This window comes from Catellatospora sp. TT07R-123, from assembly GCF_018327705.1.
Lineage (GTDB): Bacteria > Actinomycetota > Actinomycetes > Mycobacteriales > Micromonosporaceae > Catellatospora.
Genome location: NZ_BNEM01000001.1, coordinates 1017723 through 1039727, shown reverse-complemented (window position 1 = coordinate 1039727; position 22005 = coordinate 1017723). Strand labels below are relative to the sequence as shown.

20 protein-coding genes are annotated in these 22005 nt (G+C 72.9%); 11 read left to right on the top strand and 9 right to left on the bottom strand.

Going from position 1 to position 22005, the window contains the following annotated elements:
• Positions 1–115 precede the first annotated feature (115 nt).
• Positions 116–1249 carry a hypothetical protein gene (locus tag Cs7R123_RS04385; protein WP_212823593.1) on the top strand — a complete coding sequence of 378 codons (1134 nt, stop codon included), beginning with the start codon at positions 116–118 and terminating at the stop codon, positions 1247–1249.
• Here the strand turns inward: Cs7R123_RS04385 and Cs7R123_RS04380 are convergent.
• Positions 1227–2384: a helix-turn-helix domain-containing protein gene (locus Cs7R123_RS04380; RefSeq protein ID WP_212823591.1), complete on the bottom strand. Its 1158-nt coding sequence runs from the start codon at positions 2382–2384 to the stop codon at positions 1227–1229. The genes Cs7R123_RS04385 and Cs7R123_RS04380 overlap by 23 nt on opposite strands.
• Before the next feature lie 197 nt (positions 2385–2581).
• Between Cs7R123_RS04380 and Cs7R123_RS04375 the strand changes: the two genes are divergently transcribed.
• From Cs7R123_RS04375 to Cs7R123_RS04355, 5 genes are all read left to right on the top strand, one after another.
• On the top strand, positions 2582–3943 hold the full coding sequence (locus Cs7R123_RS04375) for a DUF4407 domain-containing protein (protein ID WP_212823589.1): 1362 nt from the start codon (positions 2582–2584) through the stop codon (positions 3941–3943).
• A complete protein-coding gene (locus tag Cs7R123_RS04370) occupies positions 3940–6351 on the top strand; it encodes a GTPase domain-containing protein (protein ID WP_212823587.1) in 2412 nt (803 codons plus the stop codon). Before Cs7R123_RS04375 ends, Cs7R123_RS04370 begins: the two co-directional genes overlap by 4 nt.
• 6 nt (positions 6352–6357) lie before the next feature.
• The gene (locus tag Cs7R123_RS04365) at positions 6358–9330 is read left to right on the top strand and encodes a hypothetical protein (RefSeq protein ID WP_212823586.1); all 2973 of its coding nucleotides are present in this window, start codon (positions 6358–6360) and stop codon (positions 9328–9330) included.
• Positions 9330–10370 carry a hypothetical protein gene (locus Cs7R123_RS04360; protein WP_212823585.1) on the top strand — a complete coding sequence of 347 codons (1041 nt, stop codon included), beginning with the start codon at positions 9330–9332 and terminating at the stop codon, positions 10368–10370. Before Cs7R123_RS04365 ends, Cs7R123_RS04360 begins: the two co-directional genes overlap by 1 nt.
• 474 nt (positions 10371–10844) lie before the next feature.
• Complete coding sequence (locus Cs7R123_RS04355) at positions 10845–12884, top strand: hypothetical protein (protein ID WP_212823584.1); 2040 nt, start codon at positions 10845–10847, stop codon at positions 12882–12884.
• 107 nt (positions 12885–12991) lie between these two features.
• Here the strand turns inward: Cs7R123_RS04355 and Cs7R123_RS04350 are convergent, their stop codons facing one another.
• Entirely contained in the window at positions 12992–13774 is a 783-nt protein-coding gene (locus Cs7R123_RS04350; RefSeq protein ID WP_212823583.1) for a class I SAM-dependent methyltransferase, read from the bottom strand.
• Positions 13775–13822: 48 nt separating this feature from the next.
• Positions 13823–14464 carry a TetR/AcrR family transcriptional regulator gene (locus Cs7R123_RS04345; RefSeq protein ID WP_212823582.1) on the bottom strand — a complete coding sequence of 214 codons (642 nt, stop codon included), beginning with the start codon at positions 14462–14464 and terminating at the stop codon, positions 13823–13825.
• A gap of 108 nt (positions 14465–14572) precedes the next feature.
• On the opposite strand from Cs7R123_RS04345, the gene Cs7R123_RS04340 reads away from it, so the two are divergent.
• Positions 14573–15331 carry an SDR family NAD(P)-dependent oxidoreductase gene (locus Cs7R123_RS04340; RefSeq protein ID WP_212823581.1) on the top strand — a complete coding sequence of 253 codons (759 nt, stop codon included), beginning with the start codon at positions 14573–14575 and terminating at the stop codon, positions 15329–15331.
• A 29-nt stretch (positions 15332–15360) separates the two neighbouring features.
• Here Cs7R123_RS04340 and Cs7R123_RS04335 read toward each other — a convergent pair whose 3' ends face one another.
• Entirely contained in the window at positions 15361–15864 is a 504-nt protein-coding gene (locus Cs7R123_RS04335) for a hypothetical protein (protein ID WP_212823579.1), read from the bottom strand.
• Between the two features lie 182 nt (positions 15865–16046).
• On the opposite strand from Cs7R123_RS04335, the gene Cs7R123_RS04330 reads away from it, so the two are divergent.
• Positions 16047–17036: an RICIN domain-containing protein gene (locus tag Cs7R123_RS04330; RefSeq protein ID WP_212823577.1), complete on the top strand. Its 990-nt coding sequence runs from the start codon at positions 16047–16049 to the stop codon at positions 17034–17036.
• Positions 17037–17120: 84 nt separating this feature from the next.
• Here Cs7R123_RS04330 and Cs7R123_RS04325 read toward each other — a convergent pair whose 3' ends face one another.
• Positions 17121–17864, bottom strand: coding sequence for a hypothetical protein (locus Cs7R123_RS04325; RefSeq protein ID WP_212823575.1), 744 nt, complete (start codon positions 17862–17864; stop codon positions 17121–17123).
• Between the two features lie 106 nt (positions 17865–17970).
• Between Cs7R123_RS04325 and Cs7R123_RS04320 the strand changes: the two genes are divergently transcribed.
• The 3 genes from Cs7R123_RS04320 (at position 17971) to Cs7R123_RS04310 (ending at position 19908) form a co-directional block, all read left to right on the top strand.
• Complete coding sequence (locus tag Cs7R123_RS04320) at positions 17971–18558, top strand: GIY-YIG nuclease family protein (RefSeq protein ID WP_212823573.1); 588 nt, start codon at positions 17971–17973, stop codon at positions 18556–18558.
• A gap of 52 nt (positions 18559–18610) precedes the next feature.
• Positions 18611–19585: a methylenetetrahydrofolate reductase gene (locus tag Cs7R123_RS04315; protein WP_244871607.1), complete on the top strand. Its 975-nt coding sequence runs from the start codon at positions 18611–18613 to the stop codon at positions 19583–19585.
• A gap of 176 nt (positions 19586–19761) precedes the next feature.
• Positions 19762–19908 carry a hypothetical protein gene (locus Cs7R123_RS04310; RefSeq protein WP_212823572.1) on the top strand — a complete coding sequence of 49 codons (147 nt, stop codon included), beginning with the start codon at positions 19762–19764 and terminating at the stop codon, positions 19906–19908.
• A 119-nt stretch (positions 19909–20027) separates the two neighbouring features.
• Here the strand turns inward: Cs7R123_RS04310 and Cs7R123_RS04305 are convergent, their stop codons facing one another.
• The 4 genes from Cs7R123_RS04305 to Cs7R123_RS04290 form a co-directional block, all read right to left on the bottom strand.
• Positions 20028–20564 (bottom strand): hypothetical protein, encoded by a 537-nt coding sequence (locus Cs7R123_RS04305; protein ID WP_212823570.1) that lies wholly within the window; start codon positions 20562–20564, stop codon positions 20028–20030.
• 152 nt (positions 20565–20716) lie between these two features.
• The gene (locus tag Cs7R123_RS04300) at positions 20717–21085 is read right to left on the bottom strand and encodes a TraR/DksA C4-type zinc finger protein (protein ID WP_212823568.1); all 369 of its coding nucleotides are present in this window, start codon (positions 21083–21085) and stop codon (positions 20717–20719) included.
• A 144-nt stretch (positions 21086–21229) separates the two neighbouring features.
• Entirely contained in the window at positions 21230–21622 is a 393-nt protein-coding gene (locus Cs7R123_RS04295) for a DUF948 domain-containing protein (RefSeq protein ID WP_212823566.1), read from the bottom strand.
• A gap of 5 nt (positions 21623–21627) precedes the next feature.
• A complete protein-coding gene (locus Cs7R123_RS04290) occupies positions 21628–21978 on the bottom strand; it encodes a hypothetical protein (protein ID WP_212823564.1) in 351 nt (116 codons plus the stop codon).
• Between the last annotated feature and the right edge of the window lie 27 nt (positions 21979–22005).

Below are 22005 nucleotides of genomic sequence, written 5' to 3'. Positions count from 1 at the left end.
CCGGGGTGCGGTGCCTGTTGCCGGTCGCGGGTGGGTACAGGCAACACCGCCGGGTGCGGCCGCCGGTGGGTGATGCTTGCCGCCATCGGTTCAGGGCGAGCGGAGGCGGGGCGTCATGGCAGGTGAGACGGTGGTGGTCGGACCGGAGGACGTGCTGCCGGGCGGCTGGGCGGCCAGCGTGCTGCTGGCCGGGTCCGGCACGGCGCGGTGGCACGCCGAGGTGGTGGCGTCGCTGCGGCGCGGCTGGCGCGGCGCCGGACGGCTGGCGGTGTTCGCGCCCTCGGCCGAGGCGACGCCGCCGAGCTGGGTAGCGGCCCGCCGGGACCAGGCGGACGCGGTGGTCTTCCGGGTGTACGGGGACGGCGGCGCCGAGGTGCTGGAGGCGGTCCGGCAGCAGGGGTGCGGCCGGGGCGTCGTGCTGCTGGCGCCGGACGCGTCGGCAGACCTGCGCGAGTTCGCCCGCGGGCACGGTGTCGAGTGTGTCGCCGGGGCCGACCGTGCCGCCGAGGTGGTGCTGGCGGCGCTGGCGGGCGGCGATCCGCGCGACGGCGTCGACGCCGAGGTGCCGCTGACGCTGTGGCGTACGCCGAGTTTCCGGCACTGGGCGCGGGCGCAGGAGCGGGCGGGCAACCGGGTCGACCACGCGCGGGCGGTATGGGCGATGTCGGCGTCGCCGGGGGCGGGCGCGTTCCTGTGGGCGGTGCACCCGCACGTGCACGTCGCGGGGGAGGGCAGGGTCAAGTCGAACGAGGTCGTGATCGGCCGCACCGACGTGGTCGCCGTCGTGGCGTACCAGCCGGCCGGGGTGCTCCTGCAGACCCGGGTGGTGCTGGTGCGCGAGTTCCGGTCGGCCGCGGTGACCGCCGACGGGTACGTGCACGAGCTGCCCGGCGGCTCCGACCCGTCCGCGCGCGACCTGTGCGCGGCGGCGGCGGCCGAGTTCGGGACCGAGACCGGGCTGGCCGTCGACGGCGGGCGGCTGCGCGCCCACGGCGCCCGCCAGCCGGTGGCGACCCTGCTGGCGCACCGTCAGCACGTGTTCAGCGTGGAGCTGAGCGGGGCGGAGATGGACGGGCTGGCGGACTGCACGCAGGTGCACGGCGACGCCGCGGAAGGGGAGCGGACCACGGTCGAGGTGGCGACGTTCGGCCAGATCATCGACGGTGGCCTGACCGACTGGACCACCCTCGGGATGATCGTGGCGGTGCTGTCGGCGGTGCCGCCGGTCAGCGCGGCAGCAGCGTCGTGAGCTCGGTGTACAGCGCCGCGGCGGGCGGGTGGCCGCGGCGGCGGTGCAGCTCGCGGGCCAGCAGCCGCAGCTGCCCGCGGGCGGTCGCCGACTCGGTCAGCAGGGTCAGCCGCAGCGCCTCGCGCCCGACCTCGCAGGCGCGGTCGAGATCGGGGCTGCCCAGGTGCGCCAGGGCCAGGCGGCTGCCGATGATGGCCCGCATGCGGCGCGAGTCCGGGCTGATGCTGTTCCAGCCGCGTTCGAGCTGGTCGGCGGCGTGCCGGTAGCGGCCGAGCTCGTAGTGGCACCAGCCCGCGGTCACGGCGTGCGGGTCGCCGACGCTGCGTGAACCGTGCCCGGCCGCCTCGGTGCCCGACTCCTGCCAGGCCAGTGCCTGGTCCAGGGCCGCGCGCATCCGGTCGGCGTCGTAGGCCAGCGCGTGGCCCTGCGCTTCGCGGTGCGCGGCCAGCACCCGGGTCTGCGCGGTGGCGGCCGGATCGTGCTGGGCCAGCTGCGCGTACCGGATCGTCATGGCGGCGTCGCCGCTGTACATGGCCAGTTCGGCGTCGCGGACCACGGTGTACGCGGCGAGGCTGTCGTCGCCGACCCGCCGGGCCAGCTGCCGGGCCTGGGCGTTCCAGCGGGCGGACCCGACGCGGTCGTCGGTCTCCTGGTACAGCCAGCCGGTGTACTCGGCGAAGCGGGCGTAGACGCCGAGCAGGTGCCGGCCGTCGCCGGGCGGTGCGGTCAGGTCGCTGAGGGTGCGCAGCTGGGCCAGCATCGGGGGCAGCACGGTGCGCACCGGCGCGCGCTGGCCCAGGGCGCGGGTCGCGCCGAGGACGTCGGACAGCGGCTGCGCCCACGACGGGTCGGCGGCCGGGGGCAGGACCGGCAGGCAGGCGCCCTCGGCGGCCGCGACCGAGGGGTCGGCGGCCGCGGCGCTCGGCGCGGCCGTGCCCCGCAGCAGTTCGGTCAGGCGCCCGTCGGTGCCCAGCGCGTCGTCGCAGGCGCGGGCGAGTTGCGTCGTCGGGGTGCGCTCGCCGGTCTCGACCCGGCTGAGGTAGCCCTTGTTGTAGTGCACGACCTGGCTCAGCCCTTGCAGCGACAGCCCCGCCGCCGTACGCAGGCGACGCAGCTCGTACCCGAATGCCGACATCGGCGACCCACCCCCCGCTCCACTTTAGAGCCGGTAGGCGAGGGGGCCGAGGACCGAACGGGCAGCCGGGTGCCCGCCGGGTGGGCCGTGTCGGTCAGGCAACAGGCAACCGGTGACGTCGGGTGGCGGCGGCGGCCATTCTGGAGCCCGTTCGGGGTGGCGGCCGGCCCGCCCCAGGGCACGGGGAAGGGCAGATCGTGAGGCTGTACTGGCCGTGGCGCCGCCGTCGCCGGCGCGGCGACGACTACCGGCCCGGCCGGGTCACCCGGGCGCTGCTGTGGTGCGGCGGCGTGGACCCCGGGCTGCTGGCCTCGCGGGTGGAGACCTATCGCGGTGCCAGCGTCGGCATCCTCGTGCTCGTGGTCGGGGCGCTGGCGTCGGTGACCTTCACCATGTACGTCACCATCATCACCGGCCAGTTCCGGCTCTGGTACGTCGCGGCGGCGCTGTTCTGGGGCGCGATCATCTTCGCGGTGGACCGGTCCATCCTGGTCGACCCGTCCTACGGGGACCTGTCGGCGGTGGAGCAGCACGCCGACCGGCAGCCGATCTCGGCACGGGTCCTGCCCGACCCCGACGCGACGGTGCCGCTGGACGTCGCCGGGCAGGCCCGCCGCCGGCCGCGGTCGCTGTGGCCGGTCGTCCGGCTGCCGGTGTACCTGCTGCGCGTCGTCGTGGCGGTCACCATCGCGGTCCTGATCAGCGAGGCGCTGCTGCTGATCGTGTTCCACCCCGAGATCGAGGAGCAGATCCGCGCCGACCGGCTCACGGCGTACACCGCCGCCGTGGACCACGTGGTCGCGGCTCGGCAGGACGACCTGAACGCCGAGCAGGTCAAACTGGCCGTGGCCGTCAGCGCGCGGCGCGATGAACTCAAGCTCAAGACCGCCGAGGCGGACACGGCGTACGGCCGGTACGAGCGCGAGGTCAAGGGGCTCATCTCCGGCGCCGCCGGACACGGCCCGTACGCGGCCCGGTTGTACGCGATCTGGCGCACGGCTCTGGATGCGAAGAACAACGCGCAGAAGGCGCTGAACCGGGCCCTGGCCGACCAGGAGAAGGGCGACCGGGACCTCCAGGCCAAGCAGAGTGCGCTGGCCGACGAGACCTCGGTGGAGCACCGGGCGCTGCTGGCCGACCCGGCGATCGCCGAGGCCGACGCCCAGCGCGGCCAGCCGGCCGGGTGGCTGCGTCAGGAGCAGGCGTTCCGCGACTTCCGGGCCGCCCATCCCGGCAGCACCGAACTGGTGGTGATCCCGTGGCTGCTGCGGATCCTGCTGCTGGCCATCGACCTCATCCCGCTGGGCATGAAGCTGCTGGCCGGGGCGTCGATCTACGGGCGGCGCCTGTCCGAGCAGGCCCAGCGGGTGCGCTACCACGACCGGGTGCAGTTGCAGGTCGACCGGGCCGCCGCCGACCTGAACGCGCACCGGCGGGCGTTCCAGGCCCAGATGCTGACCGAACTCGACAACGAGCGCGACCGCCACTACCGCGACCGGCGCGCCGACCACCTGCGCTACGAGCAGCGCCATCCCGACGACAAGGACGGCACGCGATGATCATCGACAAGGCCGAGCGGCACCGCCTGGCCACCCTGGCCGAGCAGGCTGTCACGGAACTGGAACCGCAGCGGCCGACGTCGCCCCGGCTGCTGCTGCTGTGGCAGCAGGCGCTGCGGGCGGCCGAGGAGCTGCGGGCGGCGGTCGCGCGCAACATCAGCATCGGGTTCGCCGGTGACGTCAACAAGGGCAAGTCCCTGCTGATCACGCTGCTGGTGGACCGGCCGGGGCTGCTGACCGTCGCCGACGTGCCCGCCACCGGCAACCTCACCCGGGTCGTGGTGCGGCCGGACGCGGCGTACGGCGAGGACGCGGTGGTCGGCTACATGACGCCCGAGGGCGTCGTCGAGCTGGTGGAGTACCTGCTGGAAGGCATCCGTACGCACGCCGGGCGCAGCGGCCGCTACGGCGCGCACGTGCTCGACGGCTACCACCCGGTCGACGCCGCCCGGATCGAGCAGGCCGACTGGCGGCTGGTCGAGGACCTGTTCCGGTCCTGGTGGGCCGACCCGACGATGAACCTGAAACTGCGCGAGTGGGCCACCGAGCTGTTCGCGGTACGCGACGCGCTGCGCGTCGGGGCGGGGCTGCTGGCCCGTACCCGGGGCCAGCTGACGCCGATCCGGCGGGAGCTGCTCGACTCGGCCGTGCTGATCGGGACGTCGCACACCCCGACCGAGCAGTTCCCGGAGCCGCGCTACGGCGCGCCGATCTCCCCGGACCGGATGAGCGCCGACACGCTGCTGGCCACCCGCAGCCTGATCGACCAGGTGGTGATCACCGTCGGGGTGCCCCGCAGCGTGCTCGACCTCGACACCGCGATCGAGCTGATCGACTTTCCGGGGCTGGACTCGGGCAGCCTGCGCGACCGCTACCTGATCAGCCGGGAGCTGCCGCGCACCACCGTCGTCGCGGTGGTCGTCGACGGCCGGGAGCCGACCAGCGACTCGGTCAAGGAGTTCTTCTCCATGCTGGAGCAGGGCCGCCACGACTACGGCGAGCTGGACAAGTCGATGCTGGTCATCGGGAACAAGTTCGACCCGGTGGAGCCGCCGTCGCCGGTCGCGCGGTCGCTGCGGGAGCTGACCGAGCACAGCGACAATGTGGCGGCCCTGACCGCGATGGTGGGGGAGCTGACCCGCCAGCATTTCGAACGATTCGCGCTGGTGTCGGCGCTGCGGGCGGGGATGTTCCTCGGCGCCCCGGCCCCGCGCGGCGCGACCTCGCATGACCTGTACGTGGCGCGGGGATCCGGTGACCGGTGGGCGCCGACAGTACGATCTCTGCGCGCGACCCACCGCGACGACCCGATGGTCACGGCGCTGGCGCACTTCACCGACGACGACGGCGGGCTGGGGCATCTGCGGCAGCTGCTGACCGGGCACCTCGGCGAGCACGGCAGCCGGATCTGGCTGGCCGAGGCGCACGGCCTGGAGCAGGCCTACCTGGCCGCCCGGCAGGCCTTCGACGACGAGCTGCCGGTCCGGGTGCCGGTCGGGGTCGGTGAGCAGGAGCGGCGCCGGCTGGAGGAGCTGCTGCGGCGGCTGCGGACGGCGGTGGACCACCTCAAGCCCCGCATGGCCGAACTGGTGCTGGTCCCGACCGAGAAGGAGTTCGAGGAGCTGGTCGAGGCGGCGATCGTCGGCCGGGTGCACGACTGGCCGTGCTGGACCGGGCATCTGAGCCGGATCGACTCGGGCCTGCTGCGTCCGGGCGGTCCGGCCGGTCCGGACGGCGACCTGTTCGACGGGGACTTCGACGACCTCTACTCCGGTGGCGCGGGCGGCTGGCATACGGGGCCGACGGTGGCCCAGCCGGGCGAGGCGCAGCTGCTGGTGACCACCGCCGACCTCGCGGGCAGCTACGACGAGACCCGCGACAAGGCGATGGCCGTGCTCGACAGCGTGCTCACCGACCGGGTGCGGCGCTGGGCCGTGGAACTGCACCGGTCGCTGGGCCTGGACGCCGACGCCCAGACGCTGCAACGCCACCGCGATGAGCTGCGCCGGGTCATGCTGGTGCGCGGCGGCGCAGTAGCCGACGGGTTCCTGCGCAACTTCGCGCTGCTGCTGGACCCGCGCCTGGTCACCGAGGAGGTAGGCCGCCAGCTCGGCGCCCTGCCCAGCACCGAGGCCGACTACGCCTACCCGCGGTCGGCGTCGACGCCGGTGCCGTGGCAGATCGACCACCACGACGACGAGGACGCCCGCCGCGACCCCGCGGTGCTGTTCCGGCTGCGCCGCGACGTCGTCGAGGCCCTGAGCCACCAGGTCCGGCGCCGGATCCAGAGCGCGCTGCTGGCCGCCCATACCCGGCTCATCCGCAAGCTCGACCTGATCGGCGAGCAGATCCCCCCCACGTCCGTGCTGCGCGGCCTGTCCGGCCCGCCGACCGACTCCGCGAGGTAGTGCGCCATGACCGCTCCCACGACCGACCGTGCCCGCCAGACGCTGCTGCCGCCGGTGGCGGCCGACGACCGCCGCCAGCGCCTCAAGTACCTCGCCCTCGACCTGGGCACCTGGTCGTCGACGGCCAGCCTGTACGAGAGCAGCCACCTCGACGTCGTCGCCCTCGACCCCGCACACGAGGCCGCGCTGCGCGAGGTGCTGCTGGAGCTGCTCGAAGACCCCGCGCTCGCCCCGCACCAGCAGGACCTGCTCAAAGAGGTCGCCGCGGTGTACGGCCCGACCCGCAGCCACCGGTTCACGGCCCTGACCGAGATCAGGCAGGCGCTGCGGCGCATCGGCGACCAGTGGAACGGCGTCCCCGACCGCGACTACCTCGACCTGCGCCGTGCCGTCGCGATCGCCGTCGACCGCTGCGCGGCCGGTCAGGCGGCGCTCGCCGTCACCGTCCACCGGGCCTACGACAGGGTGTTCGCGGTGCCCGCGCTGCACGCGCACCGGCTGTGGCAGGTCGGGTTGCGCGACGGCTACCGCCAGCCCGAGATCCGCAGCATCCTCGCCGTCGCCGTCGCCGACATCAAGGCCTCCCACCTGGTCGACGTCGCGGTGTCCGATGCCGACCGGCCCGCCGGGATCGTGTACCACCCCGGCATCAAGCGGCGGCTGCTGCGCCCCGATCCGGTGCGCGGCCTCGGCCCGGCCGCCGTGCCCGACGGCTGGCCGGCCGACACCGACCTGCTGATCGCCCAGTCCTACGCCGACCTGATCAAACGGGTCCGCGCGGCCGTCGCGCACGCCGGCCAGCCCCGGACGCTGCTGGCCGGGCTCCAGGTGCCCGCCGACAGCGAGATCGACGAGGTCACCGTGACCTACCCGACGACCCTGCCGCCGTCGGCACGGGCCCGGCTGCGCCGCACCGTCAGCGACGGCACCGGCATCGCCGTCGAGCGCGTGCACATGGACTACGACGAGGCGGTCGCCTCGGCCCTCTACTTCGTCGTACGCGGCTTCGGCGGCGACGTCGAGGCGGGGCTGCGCTCGTTCCGGGCCGGTGCCCGACCGGTCGAGCAGGCGCTGCTGCCGACCTGGCGACGCAACGCCCTCGTGCTCGACATCGGCGGCGGCACCACCGACATCGCGCTGCTGGCACTCGACCTCGTCGCCACCCGGCCCGGCGGTACGGCAGCCGACGGCCCGCGCGGGCGCCACTACACGCTGACCCCGCGCGTGCTCGGCACCACCGGGCACCCCCAGCTCGGCGGCGACCTGCTCACCCTGCGCGTCTTCTACTGGCTCAAGGCGGCCGTCGTCGACGCGATCGACGCCGGACACGCCCCCGCGGCCCGCGACGCGGACGACCGCACCCTGACCGAGCGCCTGCTCGCGTCCGGGCACCCCAAGCCGGTCACCGACGACGTCCGGCGCATCCTGCGCGAGCGGCTGCCCAGCCACTCCGCGACGCCGGGCGTGCGCACCGCGGCGTTCGACCGGCTGTGGGAGGCGGCCGAGGACGCGAAGATCAACTATCTGTCCCAGGGCAAGGGCTACCGGATCGAGCAGACCTTCGCCGACAGCCTGCCGTCGGACTGCACCTGGCGCGATGCCGTACGCGCCCTGCCCGACGGCGCCGTGGTGCTCGCGCCGGAGGACTTCGACCGGATGATCCGGCCCGTCGTCGGCGTCGCGGCGGGGCTGGCCGCCAGCCTCGTCCGCCGCACCCTGGGCCGCCAGCCCGGCGAGCAGCTGGACCTGGTCGCGCTGTCGGGGCGCACCACCACCATGCCCGCCGTGCACGGCCTGATCCGCACCCGGATGACCGAGCAGTTCCTGCGGCATGACCGCGACGGCGCCGGCCCCATCCCCTGGGACCCGCAGGGCATGCTGGTCGAGCACGCGTACGCCAAGCAGACCGCGTCCCTGGGCGCCTGCTGGGCCCGGTCGGTCAAGGGCCTGTCCGGGGTGGACGACCAGCGGCTCGAAGCGGGGCTGGACCAGCTGGAGATCAGTGTCCACAACCTGCTTGCCTGCCTGCCCAGCGATTTCGGGCTCGCCGGTGACCACGACCGGGTGCCGCCGCTGCTGCACCAGGGCACCGTGCTCGACAAGGCGACCCGGCGCGGGGTGCTGGCGTCCCCACCCGGCAACCTGTTCGCCTGCACCGACTGGAAGCGGCTCAACTCCGACGACCTGCACCTGCACCGCATCCTCGGCCCGGAGCTGACCGTCCAGTGGGGCGCCTACCAGTACAGCCGCCACCGCCCGGGGCCGCTGCCCGCCGGGCTCTGGTATCGCATCGCCGTCGACCAGGAGCTCAACGCCTGGATCTCGTTCTGCCGCGGCACCCGCGACGCGGTCCGCCCGGCCCTGCACCCGCTGAACGGCACCGATCTGGACGCCGGCGAACACCTCGACCTGCTCCAGATCAGCCGCCTCGGTGAGCACTTCGACCGGGACGGCGACCTGCTCACGCTGCCCGACATCGAGGTGGCCGCCGTCGAGGAGGGCGAAGACGAGCCCGAGTACGTCACCGTGTTCCGGACCGGGACCGCCGAGCAGCGGCTGTCGGTGGACCTCGCCACCGAGACGTCCTCGGGCACGGCATACGCGGCGACCAGGCCGCTGGCGGCCTCCCGGCTGCCCGCCGCCGTCAGCACGAGCGCGCTGCCCGTGACCCGCACCGGCACCCTGCGCCCGGCCGCGTTCGTGTTCCGGGCCCGCATCCCCGGCGCCGACCCGGTCCCGCTCGGCCGGATCCGGCCGCCGCAGTTCCGCGACGGCGACTACCTGCTGCCCGACGTGCCGTTCTGGGCGGTCCTGGACCAGCACGGGCGGCTGCGGGTCAACGCCGGCTACCCGGAGTTCCTGGAGACCGACAGCCTCGTCCGGATGGAGTCCGAGCCCGGCTGGGTCTACACCACGGCGATGCCCGACAGCAGCACCGACTGGGACCCGACGTGGGACCCGACCACAGGAGACCACTGATGCCCGACGACCTGCCCGACCTGCCAGACCTCGCGCCGCTGGCCGCGATCCTGGCCGCCGAGGGCCTGCGCGGCCCGCTCGACGACATCGTGGTCACCCGCCGCTACCGGCGGCCGCAGCCCGGCGCCGGCCTCGAACTCGCCGCGGTGGAGGTGCGGCTGTCCGTGCTGCCGCCCGTTCCGGCGGCCCCGCAGGTGCTGGTGGCGGCGGCCGGCATCGCGTCCGAGCAGCCGCCCGCGCCGCCGTCGACGCTGCGGCTGGCGTACGCGCGGTGGTGTGACGAACTCGGCGCCCGCGGCCGGGCCTGGCGGCACGACGAGCAGGTCGGCGACGACGAACTGCGAGATCGCCTGCTCGTGGCCGCGATGGAGGCCGGGCCGCAGGACTTCGCCCTGCGTATCGGCCAGACCGTGGCCACCTGGTGCGCGGGGCTGGAGCCCGCCGAGGACGACGTCGCGGTGCTCGGGCTGCCGATGGCTCAGGCGTTGCAGGGCATGCTGCTGGTCGCCCGGCACGGCGAAGGCCTCGGCCGGGTATGGCTCGACGCCCCGTCCGGCGAGCAGGCCCTGGTGCCGTACGAACCAGTACGCGACCGCGAGGCGTTCGAGCAGGCCGCCCGCGACCGGGTCGCGCAGGTGACGGCCAGGCCGGAGCCCTGGCAGCGGCTGCAGGCCCTGCGCCGCGTCGACGAGCACCTGCGCACCCTCGTCCCCGCCGCCTTCGTCGGCACCGGGGCGGACCTGCGCAAGATGGTCACCCCGCCGGTCGCGGGCGGAGCCTGGGATGAGCTGCTGGCCCGCAGCGCCACCGGTCTCGCCGCGGCCGCCGCCGCGGCAGGTCTGGCGGCGGGCATCCCGCGCGCCGGCGCGCCGCTGTCGGAGGTGCCGGGGCCGGTCCTGGGGCGCAGGGTGCTCGTGGTGCGGCAGGGCGCGGACCGGGACCGGATCCTGTGGCCGGTCAGCGCCTGGCTCAGCGAGGGCGACACCGGCTCCCCGCGGACCATCGGCTGCATCTGCGTCATCGAACCCGAGCACCGCTGACCCGGCGCCGGACTGTCTCGGTGTGCCGCGGCCCCCTCTTCGAGCGGCTGACCGCCGCCAGGGCCCAGGTGCGGGGGGCGGGGCATCGCCGTTGCAATTGAAAGGTGTCCTGTGAATCTCACCCAGGCCGGAATAGGCGGACCCATCAGTTCGATTCCGATGCCGCTCGGTCCTCGACTCCGCCGTGAATAACTAGGTCACTTCAAGGTTCATTCCGGTGCGCGGTGGCAGCGCCGTGGTAATGGTCGACAGAATCGCCGATCCCGAGCCGCGACGCCACATAAAGGCAGCTGGCGCGGCTGCCGGATGCCGCATGCCCTGAGGCGTAACCCGACGCTGTAAACGTATGTCAGACGGCGTTTCATCGGTTCATGAAACTGGATACATCCGGCGACCCTGAATGCGTTGACCCCCGCGTATCCGAATCGGAGACTCGGCACCGGAATCTTTCATCAGGGCTGAGGAGAAGACATCGTGGAACGTGGTGTGAAGGCGAGGGCGCGGACCGTCGCCGCGTTCGCCATGGCAGTGGCGACAGCACTTTTCCCGGCGGGTGCGGCGCAGGCGGTGGCACGCCCGGCACCGCCCGGCGCGGTGTCCGGCGCGGCCGTGACCGGCCGGACGGCGCTCACCGGGCTGGACAACACCTGGGCCTGCACCGTGCCGACCGGATACACCTGGGACGAGGCGCGCTCCGAGTACAACGTCTGCGTGGCCAACGCCTACGCCAACAGCTACCACCTGCGCACCCCCGCCGACGGCCTGACCGCGTGCTCGTTGCCCGCGGGCTACACGTACGACCTGATGCAGTCGCAGTTCAACAAGTGCCGGCCGGGCATGAACGCGAACTCCACCCGGATGCGGGTGCCGTCGGACAGCCTGTGGGCCTGCACGGTCCCGAGCGGCTTCACCTGGGAGCTGGCGCAGTCGCAGTTCAACGTCTGCTCCCCGGGCGCCAACGCGGACAGCTTCCGCATCCGGCTTCCGGTCGACGGTCTGACCGCGTGCTCGCTGCCTGCGGGCTACACGTACGACCTGATGCAGTCGCAGTTCAACGTATGCCGGTCCGGCATGAACGCGAACTCCGTCCGGATGCGGGTGCCGTCGGACAACCTGTGGGCCTGCACCGTGCCGAGCGGCTTCACCTGGGACTCGTCGCAGTCGCAGTTCAACGTCTGCTCCCCGGGCGCCAACGCCAACTCGTACCACCTGCGGGTCACCACGTTCTCGGACTTCTCGGTCTCGACCGGCCCGGCGTCGGGGCGGGCCACCCCGGGCGGCGCCGTCACGGCCACCGTGAACACGACCGTCACCAGCGGCGGCTCGCTGCCGGTGACCCTGTCGGCGCTCGGCCTGCCTGCGGGCGTCTCGGCCGCCTTCAGCCCGGCATCGCTGGCCACCGGCGGATCGTCGACCATGACCCTGACGACGAGCACGTCGACCCCCGCCGGGACGTACACCGTGACGGTCCGGGCGGCGACCGCCTCGTTCGCCCGCAACACCGCCTACACGCTGACCGTACGGCCGCCGGGCCGCCCCGTCGCCGTCGTCGACGGCGCCGGAACGGTGTGGGTGTACTACGTCAACGCGAGCAACCAGATCTCCAGCATGTGGAAGCCCGTCGGCGGGGTATGGCACAGCCAGACCCTCGTCGGAGCAGAAGCGTCGCCGGGCACCCGTCCCGCGATCGTCATCACCGGCGCCGGACAGTGGATCTACTACGTCAACGCGAACAACCAGCTGTCGACCTGGTGGACGCCGGTCGGCGGGCCGTGGCACAACGAGACCCTGACCGGCGTCGCCGCCTCGCCTGGCAGCAGCCCCGCGATCATCACGAACGACGGCGTCGGGCAGTGGATCTACTACGTCGACGCGAACAACCAGTTGTCGACCTGGTGGACGGCGGCGGTCGGCGGGACCTGGCACAACGAGACCCTCACCGGCGTGGCCGCCGCACCCGGCACCACCCCCGCGACGGTCACCAACAGCGGCGGCAGCCAGTGGGTCTACTACTTCAACGCGAACAACCAGCTGTCGTCGTGGTGGGTGCCGGCGGGCGGCTCGTGGCACAACGAGACCCTCACCGGCGTGGCAGCCTCACCGGGCACCACCCCCGCCGCGGTCACCAACAGCGGCGGCGGCCAGTGGATCTACTACATCAACGCGAACAACCAGTTGTCGACCTGGTGGGTCGGCACCTCCTGGCACAACGAGACGCTGACCGGCGTGGCCGCCGCGCCCGGCAGCAGTCCCACGACGGTCACCAACAGCAGCGGGGGCCAGTGGATCTACTACCTCAACGCGGGCAACCAGTTGTCGTCGTGGTGGGTGCCGGCGGGCGGCTCGTGGCACAACGAGACCCTCACCGGTATCCCGGCGGCGGCGGGCACGAGCCCGGCGGCCGTGCCCGAGGGGGTCAACAGCCAGTGGATCTACTACCTGAACAGCGACAATCGTCTGTCGACCTGGTGGGTCGACTCCGCCTGGCACAACGAGACCCCGGTCGCCGGCTGACCGGGGCGGTCCTCCGTCGCCGCGCCCGGCCGCCCCGGGCCCGGTGACCAGCGGGGGCAGGTCCGGCAGGCCTGCCCCCGCGACGCATCGGCCCGGCCACGGCGCGCCTACCGCTTGATCGCGACGATGCGGGGGCGCTCGTCGTGCCAGCCGGGCAGCCACTCGATGCCGCCGAGTCCGGCCAGCTCGATCGCCTCGCGATACTGCTCGTCGGTGAACAGGGTCATGACGTGCTCCTCGGTCCAGGACCGCACGCCGCTGCCGGGCTCGCCGAGCAGGTAGTGCATGGTCATGACCGAGGACGTGCCGGTCTGGTCCGAGTAGCACATGACGGCGACGTGCCGGTCCCGGTCGCGGTGTGTGGCCGTGTGCACGGTCCCGGGACGCCACTGCTGCGGGGTGTACCAGGGTTCGAGCACCAGCACCCCGCCCGGTTCCAGGTGCGCGGCCAGGCAGCCGACGGCCTGGCGCAGTTCCTCGACCGACTGCGTGTAGCCGATGGCGGAGAACAGGCAGGTGACGGCGCTGAACGTCCGGCCGAGCCGGAAGTCGCGCATGTCGCCTGCGTGCACGGCGACGCCCGGCAGCCGGTCGACGGCCGCCTGCCGCATCGCGTCGGAGATCTCCAGCCCCTCGACATGGTCGAAGATCCTCCGCAGGTACGACAGGTGCAGCCCGCTGCCGCAGGCGACGTCCAGCAGGCTGGTGGCGCCGGGGTGGCGCCGGTGGACCAGGTCGGCGATGTCGTACGCCTCGGTCGGGTAGTTCTTGCCGACGGAGTCGGCGAAGACCAGCTCGTAAGCTTTCGCGAAGTCGGGATCGCCCGTGGTCGCCCCCTGCGGCCGGGTCACGTTGAGCCCGTAGCCGCGCGGGGTGCCGGCGGCCGTCACCGGTGCCGCCTGTCTGACCTCAGTCGCATAACTCCACGAGCATACTGATCAGCGGCGCGGGCGGTCGCCTGGATCGCGGCCGGCGGCGGCGTGCAGGGCGGCCAGCGCCGCGTCGAGGGCGGCGGCCAGCGGCTCGATCGACTGCGCGGCCTGGTTGAGCAGCAGCCCGCCCTGCACGCAGGCGAACACGCCCAGGGCGAGCCGGTCCGGGTCGGCGTCGGGGCGCAGCAGTCCGCGCTCGTGCATGCGGTGCAGGCCTGCGGCCAGGTGTGCCCGCCAGCGGTCCATGTGTGCGGCCACCTCGGCGGCGGCGGTCGCGTCGGTGCCGGTCAGCTCGCTGACCAGGGTGCCGATCGGGCAGCCCCGGTGCGACTGCGCCGCGTAGTGCGCGAGCAGCGCGTCGCGCCAGCCGTCCCACGCCGCCCAGGTGTCGAGCGTCTCCAGGTATGGCTGCTGTGCGGCCAGGACCCGGTCGGCCTGCAGCGCGGCGATGGCGAGGACGAGCTCGCGCTTGCCGCCGGGGAAGTAGTGGAACAGCTGGCTCTTGCTGGTCAGCGTGCCCGCGCGGACGTCGTCGAGGCTGGTGCCGCCGACGCCGCGGGTCAGCACGAGGTCGGCGGCCGCCGCGACGATCCGGGTGCGGGTGGCGGCGCCCTTGGCGGTCAGCTTGACGGTGGTGGCGGTGGTCACCTGCCCAGGTTAGCGCAACTGGACTGACTGGTCCATTCTTGTGCTAGCGTCTGGACTGAGCGGTCCATTCCTGGGCCGACGCGGACCAGCTCCACAGGAAGGTCGACCATGGGCACTCGCCTGGCCGGAAAGACGGCCCTGATAACCGGATCCACCAGCAACATCGGCCGCTCCATCGCGCTGGAGTTCGCCGCCGAGGGCGCACGCGTCGCCGTCTCGGGCCGCGACAGGCAGCGCGGCGACGCCGTCGTCGCGCAGATCCGCGCGGCGGGCGGCACGGCCGTCTTCGTCACCGCCGACCTCGACGGCTCCCAGGCCGCCTCGCGGGCGCTGGCAGACGACGCTGCCCGCGCCCTGGGCGGGCACATCGACGTGCTCGTCAACAACGCCGGGATCTATCCCGCGTCCACCACCGAGACCGTCACCGACGACATGTTCGACCAGATGTACGCCGTCAACGTCAAAGCGCCGTTCTTCCTCACCGCCGCGATCGCCCCGCGCATGGCCGAACGCGGCGGCGGCGCCGTCGTCAACCTCGGCTCCTGGATCGCCCGGCTCGGCATCCCCGTCAGCGCCCTCTACAGCTCCACCAAGGGCGCCATGGAGACGCTGACCCGCGCCTGGGCCGCCGAATACGGTCCCAGGGGCGTACGCGTCAACGCCATCTCACCCGGCGTGGTCCGACCCGAGTCGGCCGACGACCTCGCCGAGGCGATGATGCGCGGCACCCCGGCCGCCGCCAGCGGCCGCCCCGAATCCATCGCGTACGCCGCCGTCTACCTGGCCTCAGACGAGGCCGCGTTCGTGCACGGCACCGTGCTCGACGTCGACGGCGGCCGCACCACCGTCGCGGTCATCGCCGCCTGAGCCCGCCGGCCCCGCAGACCGGTCCGTGCTCAGATCTCGCAGTCGGAGTAGCCGTACGGGTAACCCCGCTGGTCGGCCGCGTCGAACACGTCGTCGGCGGTCAGCGGCACACCGGTCAGCGGCGGCACGTCGATGCGGTCCCAGGCGACCGTGACGCTGACCGCGTCGCCGAGCTCGCCGCAGAACATGCGATGGGAGAGGGTCTCCTCCTCGTCCTCGGCGTCGTCGTCGGCCTCGAAGTCGTAGCCGACCGGCTGGTGCGGGCCGGTGAAGGTGATGGCCGGGTAGCCGTCGACCTCGATGGTGACGAACGGGTGCAAGTCGACCGACCGCTCCAGCTCACCGTCCTGATACACCTGTATCGACAGCTCGGCGCCGTACCAGCACAGCAGGTAGAGGTTCAGCTCCTCGGCGAGCTCGGCGCCGAGGTCGGACCTGATCTCGTCGAGGCTGCCGCGCAGGTAGTGGGTGCACTTGCGGGCGCCGCCCGGGCTCACCCCGAAGGTCAGCTCATAGAAGCTCTTGCTCGGCACCGCCGCATCATAGGCGCGGACCCCGACGGTCCCGACGCGGCACTCACTCGATCGGGTGAACCGCCTGGACACGGTCGTGATCTACATAATCGCAGGTCAGCGGCCTGGGATCTTGATGACTGGCTCTCGGAGCCGGTGTGCGCGCACCTGTCATCACGAAACCTCCGACAAGAAAGCTCGTTATGCGCTCTTTGCGTCTGCATCTCGGCCGGACCGCCGTCGGCGTCGGCACCGCGCTCGCCCTCACGGCCCTCTGGGCCAGCCCGGCGGCCGCGGTGCCGTTCGTCGGTCAGGACGTGCCGACCACCGCGGTCATCGCGCCCGGCGACACCGGCCCGGTCCGGTTCACCTACCAGAACACCGGCGGCGAGGGCCTGTTCCCCGCGTCGGGCACGTCGGTCCAGTTCACGGCGCCGGGCAACACCACCTTCGCGCCGCAGTCCACGATGCCGGGGCAGTACAGCGCCAACGGCACCGACTGGATCTCCAACAACCTGAGCCTGCGCAACTGCGCCCTCAGCAACAACGCCACCACGCTGACCTGCGAGGCGTTCAGCATCAGCGGCGGGTACAGCAACTGGCCGAGCGGGACGTTCTTCCGCTTCGCGCCGATGGTCACGGTCAGCCCCAACGCGCCGTCCGGCACCACGCTGAGCCCGCGGGGGACCGCCACCCTGACCTACAACGACATCAACACCCGCAACACCCACACGATCAGCGACGGCACGCTGACCGTCGCCACCCCCGCGCCCCCGGCCGCCCGTGCCGGCATGTGCCTGGACGTGGGCAACTCCCGCAACAACGGCGACAACGTCCGCATCTGGCAGTGCCTCAACCACACCAACCAGCGCTTCGAGATCGAGGGCGGGCGGATCAAGGTCGCCGACACCGTCGGCACCGGCGCCGAGATGTGCATGGACGCGGCGGCCCGCAACAACGGCGCCAACGTCTTCATCTGGCGCTGCACGGCCGGCAACACCAACCAGCAGTGGGTGGTGCGCAACGGCTACCTCGTCCTGAAGGACACCATCGGCAGCAGTGCCGAGATGTGCCTGGACATCGGCAACACCCGCAACAACGGTGACAACGCCCGCCTCTGGCAGTGCATGAACCACACCAACCAGCGGTTCGTGATCCAGCGCGGTTACATCAAGGTCGAAGACACCCTCTGATGCTGCTCGGCGGCCCGCCCCTGGACTTCGCCCGGGGCGGGCCGCTCGGCATGCCGGGCCCGGGAGCAGATCGTCCGCCGACCGTCACGGGCAGTCGCAGAACGCCGTCGCCTCCACGACGGCAGCCACCGTCACGGTCACCACGTCGGACTCCGCCACCGCTCCGAACTCGGCTGCCATGGAGTCCGACCAGGTCATCAGCTCGCCGCCGGATGCGGACGGCCGGACGGCGTCCGTGGTCAGGACCGCTTTCACCTGGAACGTGGTGCCGGTGCGCGGCTTGGCGACATACGCTCGCGACACCCAGTCTCCGGCGGAGACCTCCTTGGTGGAGTCCCACTGGACGTAGTACACGAGGGTGCTGCCGAGGCAGCACTCGTGGGCGATGAGCACGTACGGGTGCAGCGACCGGCCGGATCCGTCGTAGCGCCCCCGGACCTCGACGGCACAGGCGTCCCGCACACACGTCACGGCGACGCCGGCGCCGGACGCGGGGGAGAGCACCGCGATGGTCGGCGGCCGGACCGACGGCGAGGCGGCCCCGGTCGTAGCCGCGGCCGCGGGCTGGCGCGGCGGTTGATCGTCGCGGCGCAGCAGGCTGGGCAGGCCGAGCACCAGGGCGACGACAACCCCGGCGGCGGCGGAGATCCCGGCGACCGCGTCCCACGGCCCTGATCGCGAACGCCGCCGCCGGACCGGTGCGGGTCGCGGAGCTCGCGGCGGCTGCTGAGCCGGTGCCGCCGTGGCGCCGACCGGATCGCCGACCTCGGCGACCGTGCCGTCGGCCGGGTCCTCGGCGGACGCGCCGCGGGTGGACTCCTGGGCCATCGATATCCCTCTCTGGGCAGCTTCCCGGGCGCGGAGAGCCTCCACTATGGTCCGCGGTGTCAATCTGTAGCAGTCGAGCAATGGGGTCGTTCGCCATAATGCAGCTGTGACAGCTGCCGAGCGGACGCCGCGTGGACCGGAGTCGGCCGAACTGCGGCAGGTGGTCGGCGGACTCAACGTCGCGCCGGTGGCTCTGGCGGCGGCCGCCGCCGGACTGCCGCGTTCCGGCGGCCTGTACGCCTGGTGGGCACCGCCGAGCGTCCTGCCGGAGCTGTCCGGATCCGCCAATACCGCCGACCCCGGCCACCGCCTGCTCTACCTCGGCATCGCCACCAGCCTGCGCACCCGGATCGTGGGCAACCACCTGGCGCGGTCGGGCAGTTCCACGCTGCGGCGGACGCTGGCCGGCCTGCTGCTGCCGGTGCACGGATACCGGACCGTCTGGACCGACCGCGTCGTGCTCGTCCCCGCCGACGAGCAGCGGCTGACCACCTGGATGGGCGACAACCTGCGCCTGACCTGGTGGACCTGCGACAACCCGCGCGAGTACGAGTTCAGCCTGATCGCCGCGCTGGCGCCGCCGCTGAACATCGACGGCGCCGCCCCAGGTGAACACCGCACCGTCGTGAAGAACGCCCGGGCCGCGTACGCCGCCAGCGCGGGACCGCGACCAGGTCCGGCGCCAACTATGTGAGACGGCCCTCGACCGCCGCGGCGCGGGACGGGCCGCGCGTTAAGGTCGGACCGTGCCCGAGCAGACCACGACAGCCGCAGCCGAAGACGCCGTCCGGCCGCCGCTGCGGACCCTGCTCACCGAGGCGCACAGCGGCATCCTGCTGTTCGGCATCACCCCGCCGCGCCGCAGCGCGACCCCGGACGAGATCCGCCAGATCGCCGCCGTGACCACGGCCAGACTGGCGCTGCTGGACGTCGACGGGCTCGTGCTGTACGACATCGACGACGAGCAGGACCGCAACCCTGACGAGCGCCCGTTTCCCTACCTGCCGACGATGGACCCGGCCGAATTCCAGGCCGGTTACCTGACGGACTGGCGCAAGCCGGTGGTGGTCTACCGGTGCGTGGGCAAGTATCCCGAGGCCGATCTGCGGTCGTGGCTCGGCGGAACGGACGCCGAGCAGGTCATGTCGGTCTTCGTGGGCGCCTCGTCGAGCCAGAAGACGGTGCACACCAGCCTGCCGCGCGCTCAGCGGTTGCGGCACGAGACCCGGCCCGAGCTGCTGCTGGGCGGGGTCGCCATCACCGAGCGGTATGTGCGCAGCCGCGACGAGCACCTGCGCCTGGCCGCCAAGCAGGCGCAGGGGTGCACCTTCTTCATCTCGCAGGTCGTGTACGACGTCGACGCCACCAAGAGCCTGGTCTCGGACTACTTCCACACCTGCCGGGAGCAGGGGGTGGCGCCGCGCCCGATCGTGTTCACGCTGTCGGTGTGCGGCTCGCTGAAGACGCTGTCGTTCCTGAAGTGGCTGGGCGTCGGGATCCCGCGCTGGCTGGAGAACGCGCTGCTGCACGCCCCCGATCCGCTGGCCGAGTCCTACGAGTACTGCCTGGGGGCGGCGCGGGAGCTGGCCGCGTTCTGCCGTCGGCTGGGGATGCCGTTCGGCTTCAACGTGGAGAGCGTCTCGATCCGCAAGGTCGAGATCGAGGCGTCGACCGCCCTGGCCGCCGAGGTGCGTACGCTGCTGGACCGCGCCGGGGACTGAGCCGGGCTGAGTCGCTGCCCTGCCCGGGTTGCACGGGCTCGGCAGTGATGTCCGAACAGTACGGCATGTGGGTGTCCGCCAGAAGTGGGGCAACTATTGCCTTTTGTCGGATATCGGTCGTCCAATGGTCTCAACCGGCCGTTCCTCTCCGGCCACGCACGGAAGCGGGTGCTCCCATGGACGCCATCACCCAACTGCTGAGCAGCATCCACGATCTGCTCGCCAGCCTCATCGCCATCCTGACCAGCGGCGGGCTTCCGATCGACCCGAGCCTGCCCCCGATCCCCGAGCTCCCCATCCCGCCGCTGCCACCCGTCCCCTGACCGCGGAGACGATCTCCAAGATCGTCACCCGGGTTGCGTCCACGGCCCGCCCCCTGCGCTTCGGCACAGGTCGGCGGGCCGCCGCCGTCGGGTGGGATGGGGACCCGGCCGCTCGGGGATCAGGCCGCCGAGCGTTTCGCCGCACTGCGCGCGTGGCCCCGGCCGCCGTAGAGGTGGACGCGGTGATCGGCGAGGTGGCGCGGGCTGCGCTCGATGAACAGGTCCGAGTGCGCCGGTGCGTTGGCGACCCGCACCGTCCAGTCCTCGTACCACGAGTTCGCCGCGCACATGCACCCGCGGAAGCGGAAGTTGGCCCGGTAGAGCGCCGTCTCACCGGCCGCCACCGTGAACAGGCGCCGCTGGTACTGCTGCCACGGGTACACCGCCGTGAGGCGGCCCGTGCGCACCGCGACGCCGCCGTCGGCGGTGCCGAGTTCGAGGGACACCGCATCGGCCGCGCGGGCACCGGACAGGACGTGCTCGTCCAGCCGGTATCCGGTGCCCGAGCGTGCGACCACGTCGTGGACGACCACCGCGTCGTCCGGCAGCGACTCGGGCAGGCGCAGGACCCCGGGCACGGCGCGGCGCAGGTCGGCGTGGGCCGCGCCCCGCTCCTGCGGCCCCCACACCACTCGGATCCGCTGAATGACCACCACCCGCGGAGTATGGCCTGAGCCGGTTCCGCCACGCGACTCGGTTTCGAGGCCGGCATCCCGCCCGCGCACGCAACGGCCGCCGGGGCACCGAGCTCCCGACGGCCGTCGTGCCGTGTGCGGTCGGCGCGGCAGAACCCGCCGACTCCGGTGGTTCAGTGCCTGCCGCTCTGCGTGCGCTGGCAGGGGACGCAGTGGGTGGCCCAGGGCATGATCTCGAGCCGTCCGGCGGGGATCTGGCTGTCGCACGACTCGCAGGTGCCCAGGGTGCCGTCCTCCCAGCGTCGCAGCGCGGCGTCCAGCCGGTCGAGCTGCTCCTGTAGCGCCGCCGAGACGAGTTCCTGCTGCGCGCTCTCGGAGGCCAGCGAACCGGCGTCGGCGACGTCGCCGGGGCCGAACTGCCCGGCGGTCAGCTCCGATCTCACCTGCGCCTCCAGGCGCACGTTCTCCGCCGCCTGCTCGTAGCGCTCCTGGAGCAGTCGGCCCAGGTCAGCCATGGAGATCTCCTCCACCAGCACGCTCATCGTCACTCCTTTGAAGCCGTCGTTGCGAGGTGGCTTCCCGCGTGGACGGCGGCTAAACGTCGACATTTATGACGCGGACCCCGGGCCGTTCACGGCTGGCGCCGCGACTGCCCGGGGTCCGTCGTGGACACCTGCCGCGAGGGGTCAGGAACGCCGCTGCCTGAGGGCCCGGCGCAGCCCGAAGGCCACCCCCGCCGCCTTGGCCAGCGGACCCTGGGCGTGGCCGGCGATGCTGCCGACCAGGTGGGAGATGCCGCTGGTCGCCGTGGCCAGCTGCGAGGTCATCGTGTCGACCTTCGCCAGTTGCGCGTTGACGCCGTCGACGGTGACCTGCACCTGGCCGAGGGTGGTGCTGACGTTGTCGACGGTCGCCGTCACGCTGCTCAGCAGGGGGCCGGTCTGGGCGGTGAGCTGCTCCAGCAGCGCCGTGGCGGCGTCCGCGGTGCGGCGCAGCCGCAGGATCGGCACGGCCAGTACGACGACCAGCAGCGCGAACGCTCCCGCGGCGATCAGTGCCGCGATCTCGTTGCCGGACACGGCGCCTACTTGGTACGGGCCGAGCCGCGGCCCAGCAGCCACGCGAACGCGAAGATGCCCGCGCCGACCAACCACGGCCGGGGATTGCGCCGGACGCTGTCGACGATGTCGCGCCCCACGGCCTCCCACTCGCCGGCGCCGTGCGGCATCCGCTCCGCCACGGCGTGCACGACCTCCCCGGCCCTGTCCTTGGCGACGGCCGCCGCCTCGCCTGCCCTGTGCGTCGCGGCGGCCGCCGCGGCCACGGCGTCGTCCCTGACGGCCGCCGCCCTGTCGGCCACCGCCCGGCCCGCCTGGACGGCGGTGTCCACGACCTGCTCGGCGGCGGCCGTGACGTCAGATTGCTTGCCTGCCATGGCATGCCTCCCTGTTGGTACGAAGTG